The organism is Pseudomonas sp. LBUM1678 (assembly GCF_059695575.1).
Window position 1 is genome coordinate 4,652,960 of record NZ_CP166775.1, and the last position, 11,860, is coordinate 4,664,819.

At 59.4% G+C, this 11,860-nt stretch carries 12 protein-coding genes; 5 read left to right on the top strand and 7 right to left on the bottom strand.

The window, feature by feature from the left end; translation table 11 throughout:
• Nucleotides 1-75 precede the first annotated feature (75 nt).
• Nucleotides 76-753 (top strand): isonitrile hydratase, encoded by a 678-nt coding sequence (gene inhA / locus ACA070_RS21075; RefSeq protein WP_497448197.1) that lies wholly within the window; start codon nt 76-78, stop codon nt 751-753.
• A 715-nt stretch (nt 754-1,468) separates the two neighbouring features.
• Here the strand turns inward: inhA and ACA070_RS21080 are convergent.
• The gene (locus tag ACA070_RS21080; protein ID WP_497448198.1) at nt 1,469-2,269 is read right to left on the bottom strand and encodes an aminoglycoside phosphotransferase family protein; all 801 of its coding nucleotides are present in this window, start codon (nt 2,267-2,269) and stop codon (nt 1,469-1,471) included.
• Nucleotides 2,270-2,276: 7 nt separating this feature from the next.
• On the bottom strand, nt 2,277-2,765 hold the full coding sequence (locus ACA070_RS21085) for an SRPBCC family protein (RefSeq protein WP_497448199.1): 489 nt from the start codon (nt 2,763-2,765) through the stop codon (nt 2,277-2,279).
• Between the two features lie 199 nt (nt 2,766-2,964).
• Here ACA070_RS21085 and ACA070_RS21090 point away from each other — a divergent pair, with 199 nt between their 5' ends.
• Together ACA070_RS21090 and ACA070_RS21095 are read left to right on the top strand one after the other, a co-directional pair.
• Entirely contained in the window at nt 2,965-3,885 is a 921-nt protein-coding gene (locus ACA070_RS21090) for an ADP-ribosylglycohydrolase family protein (RefSeq protein ID WP_497448200.1), read from the top strand.
• 53 nt (nt 3,886-3,938) lie between these two features.
• Nucleotides 3,939-4,340 (top strand): lysozyme inhibitor LprI family protein, encoded by a 402-nt coding sequence (locus tag ACA070_RS21095; RefSeq protein WP_497448201.1) that lies wholly within the window; start codon nt 3,939-3,941, stop codon nt 4,338-4,340.
• Between the two features lie 138 nt (nt 4,341-4,478).
• Here the strand turns inward: ACA070_RS21095 and peaD are convergent, their stop codons facing one another.
• The 4 genes from peaD to peaA form a co-directional block, all read right to left on the bottom strand.
• Nucleotides 4,479-5,597 (bottom strand): quinohemoprotein amine dehydrogenase subunit beta, encoded by a 1,119-nt coding sequence (gene peaD, locus ACA070_RS21100; RefSeq protein ID WP_497448202.1) that lies wholly within the window; start codon nt 5,595-5,597, stop codon nt 4,479-4,481.
• A 24-nt stretch (nt 5,598-5,621) separates the two neighbouring features.
• Nucleotides 5,622-5,945, bottom strand: coding sequence for a quinohemoprotein amine dehydrogenase subunit gamma (gene qhpC / locus ACA070_RS21105; protein ID WP_008027961.1), 324 nt, complete (start codon nt 5,943-5,945; stop codon nt 5,622-5,624).
• Nucleotide 5,946: 1 nt separating this feature from the next.
• Complete coding sequence (gene peaB / locus ACA070_RS21110; RefSeq protein ID WP_131059818.1) at nt 5,947-7,377, bottom strand: quinohemoprotein amine dehydrogenase maturation protein; 1,431 nt, start codon at nt 7,375-7,377, stop codon at nt 5,947-5,949.
• A gap of 81 nt (nt 7,378-7,458) precedes the next feature.
• Nucleotides 7,459-9,039, bottom strand: coding sequence for a quinohemoprotein amine dehydrogenase subunit alpha (gene peaA, locus ACA070_RS21115; protein WP_497448203.1), 1,581 nt, complete (start codon nt 9,037-9,039; stop codon nt 7,459-7,461).
• Nucleotides 9,040-9,384: 345 nt separating this feature from the next.
• On the opposite strand from peaA, the gene ACA070_RS21120 reads away from it, so the two are divergent.
• The gene (locus ACA070_RS21120) at nt 9,385-9,741 is read left to right on the top strand and encodes a hypothetical protein (protein ID WP_497448204.1); all 357 of its coding nucleotides are present in this window, start codon (nt 9,385-9,387) and stop codon (nt 9,739-9,741) included.
• A gap of 49 nt (nt 9,742-9,790) precedes the next feature.
• Here ACA070_RS21120 and ACA070_RS21125 read toward each other — a convergent pair whose 3' ends face one another.
• A complete protein-coding gene (locus ACA070_RS21125) occupies nt 9,791-10,045 on the bottom strand; it encodes a DUF1652 domain-containing protein (RefSeq protein ID WP_497448205.1) in 255 nt (84 codons plus the stop codon).
• Nucleotides 10,046-10,319: 274 nt separating this feature from the next.
• On the opposite strand from ACA070_RS21125, the gene ACA070_RS21130 reads away from it, so the two are divergent.
• Nucleotides 10,320-11,810 (top strand): aldehyde dehydrogenase family protein, encoded by a 1,491-nt coding sequence (locus tag ACA070_RS21130; protein ID WP_497448206.1) that lies wholly within the window; start codon nt 10,320-10,322, stop codon nt 11,808-11,810.
• The last annotated feature ends 50 nt before the right edge of the window (nt 11,811-11,860 follow it).

Genomic DNA, 11,860 nt, shown 5'->3' on the forward strand with positions numbered 1-11,860 from the left:
TGGGGTTATTGGCGTATACGCCAGATCCTACGAGCCTAGAGTGAAGTCGTCCACCCACTTCATGAGAAAAACACCATGACGTTGCAGATCGGTTTTCTGTTGTTTCCACAGGTTCAACAACTGGACCTCACCGGCCCTTACGACGTGCTGGCCTCACTGCCGGACGTGAAGGTGTATCTGATCTGGAAGGACCTGGTGCCGGTGACTTCGAGCACCGGGCTGGTGCTGAAGCCGACCACCACCTTCGACGATTGCCCGGCGCTGGATGTGATCTGCATTCCCGGTGGCAGCGGTGTCGGGCCATTGATGGAGGATGAACAAACATTGGCCTTCATCAAGGCTCAGGCGGCCAACGCGCGTTATGTCACATCGGTGTGCACCGGGGCGCTGGTGCTCGGCGCGGCCGGCCTGCTGAAGGGCAAACGCGCGACCACTCACTGGGCCTATCACGAATTGTTGGCGCCGTTGGGGGCGATCCCGGTGAAGGATCGGGTGGTGCGCGATGGCAATTTGCTGACCGGTGGCGGGATTACCGCAGGGATCGATTTTGCCCTGACCTTGGCCGCTGAGTTGTTCGATAAGGACACGGCAGAGCTGGTGCAGCTGCAACTGGAATACGCCCCGGCACCGCCGTTCGAGGCAGGCTGCCCTGTAACAGCACCGCAGGGCGTGCTGGCAGAAGCTCAGCGGCGTGCGGCGCCGTCGCTGCAACAACGCACGCAGATCACTGAGCGGGCGGCCGCCAGACTGTAGTTGTACTTTTCGACAGGCGAAAAAAAACCCGCCTCGGCGGGTTTCTCAAGACCATTTTCGACATCCTGTCGGCAGCCGTCCTGGCCAATGGCCGATCATCCGTGATCCTGAGCACTCCTTGCGCTTCAGTTGATGGATCCAGAATAAGCGCTTCAGTGAAGCATCAAAAGTCGATATACCCGTCAGCCGGTGTAAGCCTTTGACCATTTGAGCCTGAAACACCACCCTTGTAGCAGCTGTCGAGCCTGCGAGGCTGCGTCCGGCGACGCAGTCGTCGTAAACCCTGCAAATGCGGTTTTCCTGACACATCGCGGGGGCTGATTTCACGACGACTTCGTCGCCGAACGCAGCCTCGCAGGCTCGGCAGCTGCTACGGACCGTATTTAGGTTTAGAAATCGGTGGAGACCGACACTTCGCGCCATGTCTGCAATTCATCGGTTAACACATCAAGAAGCGGCTGCAGCTGCTACAAGGGATCGCAGTTTTCAGCAGACGAAAAAAAACCCGCCGAAGCGGGTTTTCCCAAGACCATGTCGACTCCCTGTCGGCAGCGAATCCTTGCTAATGGTCGATCATCCGTGATCCTGGAGCACTTCCTGTGCTTCAGTTGATGAGGCTAGATTACGCTTCGGATCCAATGTGCAATAGACGACATAGCTACCATCGCGTGTAAGACATTCGCTATACCCGCCCTTCCGAAAACCCTTAGACGCGTCAGGCAATCAGCAGGGAAGCCGCGAGTTCAGCGGCCTGCAGCTGACCTTGCGCCGCTACGTCATCGTTATCCTCAAGAAACCATGCCGCTGACAAACCGGCAAACGCCAGCACCCATTGCAGCAGCCGGCGATGTTCGAGCCCTGCGGTGTGGGCCACTACATCGATTTGTCTTTTGAAACGCTGCGGATCAGTCGCCGTCGGCAATTCGGGATTGCAGATCAGGTTGGCGTAGTCGAATCCGCGCTCGCCGATCACTCGCTTGGGATCGATGGCCAGCCAGCCTCGCGGGCCGAAATCCAGAACATTGTCGTGGTGCATATCGCCGTGCAAAACCACCACATCCTGCGGCTCGGCGAGCAACGCTTCGGCGGTTTTCAGGCTGAGTAAATAAATGCCACCCTGCTGCTCGGCTGCCAGGCGCAACGAAGCGAACCATGATGACAAAGGAACCAGCGGCGGTGGCATAGAGGGACGCGGAGCGTGCAGCCGAGCCAACGCCGCGCACAGGATCCGGCTGGCCTCGTCATCCTGGCCGTTGAGCGCCATGTGCATCAGCGATCGTTCGCCCTCGGCGCGTTCCAGCACCAACGCATCGCCGTGATGAGCGTAAACCCGCGCAGCGCCCTCGCCGACCCACCAGGTCATCAGCAGATTGCCGAACTTTTCCTCGGCATCGACGGCAATCTTCAACATGGCCGACGAATCACCCATCCGTACCGGCAGCAAACGACTGCCGGGCGTGATGATCGGTTCGCCGTCCGGCACCAGGGCCCAGCGCTTTAACCAAGGTTCAAACATGCAGCCTTTACTCAGCCTGACCCTCGCGAGCCTTGGCGCTGGTTTTCAGAAACTCTTCGATATTGTTCATCTGCTCATCCCAGCCACGGCTGTCCATGCGGAACGCCTTGAGCCTGCGCGTTTGCGGGATGTGATCGAAACCGGACTCAGTGACCTTCAACAAGGTGCCGTCATCCATGTCTTCGAGCTCGAATTTCACCAGCGTGGTGGGCTCCTGGGAGTAATCGATTTCGGGCTCAATCGCATACGGGTGCCAGCGAAACGAAAACACCCGCTCCGGCTCGACCCGCTCCACCAGCACGTTCCACAGCAGGTGCTCATAACCTGGGTAAGTAATCTGCCCTTGCGTCCATTCACCGGCGACAAAGCGCTTACCCTCCAGCGCCACGCCAAACCACTGCCCGAAGGCTTCGGCATTGGCCACCACACGCCAGACGTGCGAGCGCGGCGATTTGAGCAGGATTTTCCTTTCGATGCGATCTGATGCTGGGTTCATAAGTCACCTCCTGTACTGAACAGTAGGCCTGTAAGACCACAAGACCAACCCTAAAGTTGTATCAATGGGTAGTTGTTATCAAGCATGCCTGAAATATTCGGCTGCATTTCTGACCATAAGTTCTGGTGCAGGAGCGAGAGCCAACGTTCTGGAACTGCTACCGTTTGCAAGGTCGACGTTAACCAGACAAGGAAGATTCATGCAGCCCTCACTCACGGAACGTTATCTCGGAGCCCTATTGGGCCTGGCTTGCGGCGATGCCGTTGGCACCAGTGTGGAATTCCAGCCACGTGGTTCGTTCGAACCTTTGACCGATATGGTGGGCGGCGGCCCCTTCAGCTTGAAGCCAGGGCAATGGACCGATGACACCTCGATGGCGCTTTGCCTGGCCGAAAGCCTGCTGACAAAAAAGGGATTCGATGCGGCGGACCAGATGGGCCGCTACCTCATTTGGTGGCAATGGGGTTACCTGAGTTCAACCGGCGAATGCTTCGATATTGGCATGACCGTGCGTGACGCCCTGACGCGTTTCCAGCAAACCGGTGAACCCTTCGCAGGCTCCACCGATCCTTACACCGCCGGCAACGGCTCGTTGATGAGGCTGGTGCCGGTGGTTCTGTATTACTTCCCGGATCGCGACCGAGTCGGGACATTTTCTGCGAACAGTTCACTGACCACCCATGCAGCGCCGGAAGCCGTTGAATGCTGCCAGCTGTTTGCCGAGTTGATCTACAAGGCTTTGCAGGGTGAGTCCAAGCGCAACCTGCGCAACGTACTAGAGACAGCTTTTCTGGAGCCCAAGGTCAAAGCCATCGCCCGAGGCGACTATCTCGGCAAAGCCAAAAGCGATATCCGTGGCAGCGGCTACTGCGTTGCGTCACTGGAAGCGGCTCTATGGTGCTTTCACCATACCGACAGCTTTGAAGCCTGCATCCTGGAAGCCGCGAATCTGGGTGACGACGCCGATACTACTGCCGCGATCGCCGGCCAGTTGGCGGGGGCTCATTACGGTGTGCGGGGCATTCCCCAAGGCTGGCTGGCAAAGCTGCACGGGCGTGAAGACATCGAGACTTACGCGGATAATCTGCTCACGACGTCACGCGCACCTGTCGATAGCTGACACCGCTTCGCTACACTGCGCCTCAATTTCCCCTGTCACAGCGAGCTTCCCTCATGAATCCACGCTTCCTTCTGGCGCTGACGCCTTTGCTGTTCACCACCATTGTTCACGCGGCGGACTGCGACAACGCCACCGACCAGGCCACGATGAACCAGTGCGCGGCGCAGCAGCACAAGGCGGCGGATAAGGAACTGAATGCGCTTTACCAGCAGATCACCAATCGGTTGAAGAGCAATCCGGACAGTAAAAAGTTGCTGTTGGGGGCGCAGCGTTCGTGGATTGCGTTTCGGGATAACGAGTGCAAGTTTTCGAGCGCCGGGGTGGAAGGTGGGAGTGTGTATCCGCTGGTCTACAGCAACTGCGTGACGGAATTGACCAAGGCGCGGGTGGAGACGTTCAAGAATTATCTGAAGTGCCAGGAAGGGGATATGAGTTGCCCGGTGCCTGGGGCTTGATGCTCTGGCGCCTGTGAGGGCCTCATCGCGAGCAGGCTCGCTCCCACAGGGTTCAGGGTGTTCACACAATAGTGATCACACTGAAGATCCACTGTGGGAGTGAGCCTGCTCGCGATGGCGTCAGATGAGACGCCGCCGTTAACGGACAAATATCTGCGCAGTGGTGATCGCCATATCCCCACCCGGCAATTTGATGTTGCCAATCTGCTTCATGCTCTCGGGATCAAAGATCGCCACGTCATTAAACGTCCCCGCCAGATAGATCTTGCTGCCGTCCTTGTTGAAGGAAATGCAGTAGTAGGAATGATCCAGCGTTGCCGCCTGAAGCATTTTCTTCTCCTTGATGTCGTACTTGGCCAAGCGGTTGAGCACGCCAAACATCAGGTTCGGATCCTTGGGCGAGCGCATGCCGCTGAAGTAGATTTCCGTCAGCGGGCCGAAGTCGGTGGTTTCGGTCTTGCCGGTTTTCAGGTCGATGCTGAACAGTCCATACAGGTACTCGGCCGTCGCTGGATCCTGTTTCTTGTCCTTGAATTTCGCGGTGGTGTAGAGCAGCGAGAAGTCATGGCGATAGGTCTGCTGGTTCCACACGTAAAGCACGTCCGGCGCGCTGTAGTTCGCCCGTTTCCAGTGGCGACTGGGGATCAGCACGTCGAACTTGCCGGTTTTCACGTCGACCTTGTAGATATCCGCCCCCGCCACGTACAGCGTGCCGTCGTCACCGCTCTGCATGATCGTCAGTTGCCGTGGCGCCGGGAAACTGCGCACGGGTTTGGCGTCCAGACCGGCGTCGGTGGCATACACGTCGAGCCGGGGTTGCTGCACTTCGTAGCGATCGTTGAGCATCAACGTCGGGTTGGCGATGGCAAACAGCTCCTTGCCATCGTGACTGAGGGTAAAGGCGAACATCGACTTCGCTTTCTCCCCCGGCTTCTGGGTGATGCTGGCGTGGAACACCTGCTTGCAGCTGTCGAGCTCGACGCCATAGACATCGGCATAGTGATTGTTCAGCACGTAAGCGGTCTTGCGATCCGGCGACAGCTGGACGCTGCCGGGACCGAAGGCGTCCGGCATCTTGCAGGTCTTGAGCACCGTGTCGGTGGCCAGGTCGATGACGTGCAGGTTATTCGGGTAATTGGTGGTCACCATGTACTCGTGACCCTCTTGCAATGCAGTGTTTTCATCGGCCAGAACAGTGAGCGAACAGACGTTCAGGACGGCAAACGCGGCCACGCCGCAGGCTTTGATGCTAGGCATGCTGTAATCCTTTTATCTGACCGATCACTTGTCTTTTGGAAAGACAGTCCCGAGGTTGCGCCAGTTGTCGTTGGACGCTTGGGCATCCTTGTTCCAGTCCGGGTAGGTGCTCATCATGTCGGGCACCTGGGCCGGCCACCAGCACGGGTCGGAGCAGCCATAAAGGTCGGCTTCCATCGGCTGGCACAGCGACGACACACCGCCAAACGCATCGATTTCCCAACCCGGGTCAGTGGTCGAAGCGCAGCCCGCAACAGAACTCATCGCCACCACTTCTTCGATACGGTTTTCGGCCGCGGCCTCATCGAGTTTCAACGCTTTGTTATTGATTGCCTTGAGATGTTTCATATCAGTGAGCCTTGCGCGGAGTGATGTAGCTGCTGATAAACGCAGGGTTGTGGGCCATGATCCGGGTGTAGACCTCGATGCCGAAGTCGACCCAGTCACGCATCAGTTCGCAGTAGTGATAGGTCGGGTGGGTCGGGTCGCCGTAACGGGCGTAGCTCTCGTGGTAGCAGCCACCGGAGCAGAGATTGCGGATCTGGCAGTCCTCGCATCCGGTGTTGGTACGGTCCAGGCGCTGGGACAGGAAGTCGTTCAACTCCACTTGTTTCACACCGCTGTGGACGTTGCCAAAGGTCGGCAGACTCGAACCGGTAAACCGGTGGCACAGGTTCAGTTCGCCCTTGTGATCCACCGCCAGCATTTTCAGGCCCGCGCCGCATGGCAGGGCTTTTTTGTGGCCTTCGTGGATGTCGGTGATCAGCTGGTGCAGGTTGGAGAAACCGATATTGCGGTGCTCCAGCGCCGCCTCCAGATAACGCCGACCGAGCTTCTTCATGTTGGCGAACACTTCGATCAGCTCGTCGCTGGACAGGTTGAAGGTGCTGATGTCGCCGGAGGTCACAGGGGCGAAGCCGACTTCGGCAAAACCCAATTCGTTGAACAAATGATCCCAGATGGTTTCGACGTCGGTAACGCCGGTGGTCAGCGTGACCCGAGCGCCCACCGGACGGCTGTTGTAGCGCGACAGCAGCATTTCGGCCTTGCGCCGTACCACGTCATACGTGCCCTGCCCGCCCACCGTGATGCGGTTGCGGTCGTGCACGGTTTTCGGCCCGTCGATACTCACCGACAGCCCGAAACGGTGGGCATTGAGGTAGTCCACGGTCTCTTCGGTGAGCAGCGTGGCGTTGGTGGTCATGACGAACTCGACGAACTTGCCGGCCTCGCGGAAACGCTTCTCGCAATAGTCGACCATGTACTCGATCAGCTTGCGATTGCTCAGCGGTTCGCCACCGAAAAACACCACGGTGAAACGCTCTTCATCCGGCGATTCGCGCAGCAGCATTTCCACCGACGCCACCGCCGTTTCGACGTCCATCTTCTTGCCGGCCGACGGCTTATCGAGGTCTTCCTTGTAGCAGTAGGTGCAGCTCAGATTGCAGCCGGTGTTGACGTTGAGCACCACGGTGTTGATCGCGGTGCGCTCAACCCGTTTGGTGCCGATGTCCGGGGTCAGCGGCGAGCCGTCACTGACCAGTTCCAGGGACATCAGCTCACGCAGGGTCTCGGTGATTTCCTCGCCGTTGAAACGCGAAGCCAAACGCTGGATCAGGTCGTCCGACGAACAGCCGGGACCGCGCAGCGTATCGATGATGGTGCCCGTCAGCTCATCGCTGGCGAACAGCGAACTGCTGGGAATGTGGAACAGCATGCGGTCCGCATCGACGTGCACTTCGTGCAGGTTCCGTTCGACCAGATTCAAAATAGCGCCCATTGCAACCTCCTGTGCAAACCCCGTTTGACGGGGCCTGCGGTCATTCCGAAAAAGTGTCTGAAGCCTGTGGTTTCAGCCAACTCATGGAATGGGTGGATTGTTCCAGCGTTGCACGGTGACGATCATGTGGCCTTCGCCGGTCAGGGACTTCCCTGCGTCGTCGACCGCGGCGATCACCTTCAGGTTGCCGGCATTGTTGGTGGACATTTTGCGCTGCGGGTTCGGCCCGGCATCGCCCGGTGTAAACACGCCGCTGTCGGCCTGCATGGTGCCGGCGAACTTGACGTCCTCGTCTTCCTTGGCGCGGTCGTCGAAGGCTTCGACCGACCACTGCGCCGGGAACACGCCGATGCGGTACGGCTTTCCATCAGCGCCCTTGCCCCAGGCTTCGGCATCGAAACGGCCCTGGACTTTCGGCGTCGAACCACCGCCGTCACCGACTCGGGCCACCGAGAACTCGGGCACCACTTTGACCTCGGCGATTTTGCTGTAGACCGACAGGGTCGGGCCTTTCAGCGTGCCGACGGTGACAGTGCGCAGGCCCGGTTGGGCGTTGGCGGCGGCCTTGAGTTTGACCTTGATCCGATCCGGGCTTTGCTCGACGACTTCGACCACTTCCACGCCTTTACCGAAATTCGGTTTACCGGTGAGACCGCTGCCGATCAGGGTGACTTCGGTCTCGGCGCCAGCCTTCAGGTAACCCGGTTGAACCGCCAGCAAACGACTGCTGCCCTGCTTGGCGGCGACGAAGTCCAGCCCGCGCTCGTCATGCTCGGCCTCGAACATCCGGCCCTGCATCGCATTGCCTTGAGCGGCGAACACCTGACGCATGGTCACGCCGTCGATGGTCACGCTGCCGCGCCATTCGTAACCGGTGTAGAGAATCGCAGTGCCGTCGCCATTGAACGGGCTGCCGTCGGCGTATTGGCCTTTGACGCTGACCTTGAACGTGTCGCTGCCATCGGCCGTCACGCTCATCACCCCGGCCAGTTCGCCTTTACCCGGCAAGTGGCCGCTGAAGCTCCAGTCGCCCACAAGCGCGTCGGCTTTCGGTGCAGTGCTCAGCCATTTTTTCCAGGCCGGGTTGTCCAGCGGATAACGCTTGGCCAACAGCGGCACCATGTCTTTTCGGGCCAGGTCGAACCAGTCGCGGTCGCGAGACAGGGCCTGGTATTCCAGGGACGGCCATTGGCCGAGGTGGAAGTTCACCAGGCGTTCCCATTCCTGTGCCGGACGCCGTTGCAAGGCGACCCGCGCACCGGAGTGGCAGCGGCCGCACATCTGGCTGGTCTGGTCGTCGAACTTCTCGACGGTATTGAGTCGACGCTCCAGCGCATACCGCACGCCATCGGTCTCGCTCGGCGCCAGGCCCTGGGTGTCGGCCAGGTATTTGACCAGGGTGCGGCGGTCGTCATCGCTGATCTGCAAACCGTGCATGGTCTGCATCCGGGCGATGCTCATCAGCCACCCTTCCGGAGTTTTGCGCTGGTGGCTGATGCGGCTCAGGGCATTGTCGGCTTCGGGGGTGTGACAGCCCTGGCAGGTTTCCTTGAGGATGGTCTGGGCGTCACGGGCTGCCAGGCTGTCAGGCGAATGCAGTGCCACACACGCGGCCACGGCCAGCAGACTGGCGCTCAGGCCTGATCGGAGTCTTCTCTTCATCAACGTCGAACCTCGCACGGTGCTTTCTTATTTTTGTGGCTTATCGTTTTTATGGTTTCTGCCGTCGGCAGCGCACCGCTGACGGAGGCAAGAGAAACGTCTGCGATGAGCAATACACGGAGCGTGCCAGCTTGCCGATAGCCTTTTTTATCAAGCAGTTACGTGAAAAGAAGGCCTTTGATTCGCGTCTGGACGCGTTGACTTGCGTCTAATATCGCGACAGGTGTTGCAACCTGAGACAAGCATAGATGCCCCGCCCGGAACAGTTCATCGCCCGACGATTGACGGCCGTTGCAGGCGGGCGCGAAATGGGTGTTCACCGATTGCCAGTCAGGAGCGGACAAAATGGCAAGCATCACTGTCCTGGCGGGGGACTTTCTGCAGGGTGATGGAGAGTACCGAGACGGCGTTTTTACCCTTAGAACGTCGCTTCACCCGTGGCCCGGCATCACCCTCCCGCTCTCATCGTTCAAGCACGTGGAAGTCGCCAACGAGGAATCGATCAACAACATCAAGGACGCCATCGGCTTCGGCGTGGCGGGCGCGATGCTGTTGGGGCCTATTGGCGCGATAGCAGGGTTCATGTTGGCCGGCAAGGAAACCGAAGTGACCTTCCTGGCGACGCTGAAAGACGACAAAAAGCTGTTGGCTGCCGTAGATGGCGCCACGTTCGAAGAGATTTTGCGGAAAATACCCGCGTGAAACGTCGGCGGCTCGCCGCACCACCTCTGTGGTGCGGCGTGTCGCCACCTCAGCTGAAGGACGTCGGCTGAATGCGTTTGTGCGCTTCGATTTCTTGCCGCATATCCGCCACCAACGTGGCGATCGCGTGGGGGCTGTCCAGTTCCCACAGCGGAACATGGGTCGCCACCAGGTCCACTTTGCCCGTCATGCAATCACAGACCCGGATCGTCATGGACTGGTCTGCCTCCATGCTGCACGTGCAGACGGCGGGCAGCATGCTGTGTTCAATGATGTTTTGAATTTCCAGAGTTGAAAGGAACATCGTTACCTCCCTCACGCCAGATGTATTGCCGGGTGAATGCTCCTTCATATCACCCACCGAGCCTGAAAATTCTAGTCCTGAACACTGAGTGCCTCAAGACTTCAACCGGGTCGCTCGTCGTCTCATGCTTGTCGCAATTTGCAACAGCCGCACAGCGTCCGCCTCACCCTTGAGCGTCACAAAACCCCGCCGGCCAAGGGTGTTCCTGCCTTTGCAGGTACTTGGCACAGCCATTGCGAAAGCCTTGTTTTCACGAACAAAAAGAGGTCTCGCCATGCCCCTCCCTTATTTGCTTCCCGCCACTTCCGCGTTCATCCAGCGTGCCCCGCGCATGCTCATCGGCGGTGACTGGGTCGAGGCCGCCGACGGCCAGACCATGCCCCTGCACAACCCGGCCACCGGTGAAGTGCTGTGTGTCGTTCCGAAGGCAACACCTGAAGATGTCGACCGCGCCGTGCTCGCCGCGCGTCAGGCCTTCGATGATTCAGCCTGGACCCGTACTCGCCCACGGGAGCGGCAGAACCTGTTGTGGAAACTCGCCGACCTGATGGAACGCAACGCCGAACTGCTGGCGCAACTGGAATGCCTGAACAACGGCAAAAGCGCGGCGGTGGCCCAGGTGATGGACGTGCAGCTGTCCATCGATTTCCTGCGCTACATGGCAGGCTGGGCGACCAAGATCGAAGGTTCCAGCGTTGAAGTGTCGTTGCCGCTGATGCCCAACGATCAGTTCCACAGCTTCATCCGCCGCGAAGCGGTGGGCGTGGTCGGTGCCATCGTCGCCTGGAACTTCCCGTTGCTGCTGGCCTGCTGGAAACTCGGCCCGGCCCTGGCCACCGGTTGCACCGTGGTGCTCAAACCTGCCGACGAAACCCCGCTGACCGCGCTGAAACTTGCCGAATTGGTGCTGGAAGCCGGTTATCCCGAGGGTGTATTCAACGTGGTCACCGGCACCGGTATCACCGCAGGCTCGGCGCTGACCCACAACCCGCTGGTGGACAAGCTGACCTTCACCGGCTCCACCGCCGTGGGCAAGCAGATCGGCAAGATCGCCATGGAGTCCATGACCCGGGTCACCCTGGAACTGGGCGGCAAATCGCCGACCATCGTCATGGCCGATGCCGACCTGAAAACCGCCGCAGCCGGAGCCGCCAGCGCGATTTTCTTCAATCAGGGCCAGGTGTGCTGCGCAGGTTCGCGGCTGTATGTGCAGCGCAAGCATTTCGACAATGTGGTGGCGGATATCGCTGACATTGCCAACGCCATGAAGCTCGGCAACGGGCTGGACCCGAGTGTCGAGATGGGACCGCTGATCTCGGCGCGGCAGCAGGAACGGGTCTACGGTTACATCGAAAAAGGTCGGGAAAGTGGCGCGACCATTGCCTGCGGTGGTGAGCAGTTCGGGCCGGGATTCTTCGTCAAGCCGACGGTGATTGTCGATGTCGATCAGAAGCACTCGCTGGTGCAAGAGGAGATCTTCGGCCCGGTGCTGGTGGCGATTCCATTCGATGATGAGGCCGATGCCTTGCGCATGGCCAATGACAGTCCTTACGGGCTGGGCGCGAGTATCTGGTCGAACGATCTGGCGGCGGTGCACCGGATGATTCCGCGGATCAAGTCGGGTTCGGTGTGGGTCAATTGCCACAGCGCCCTGGACCCGGCGCTGCCGTTTGGCGGGTACAAAATGTCGGGGGTTGGACGGGAGATGGGGTATGCGGCGATTGAGCATTACACCGAGTTGAAGTCTGTGTTGATCAAGCTCTGATCTGCGGCGTTCTTCAGGTCGCCTTCGCGGGCAAGCCTCGCTCCTACAAA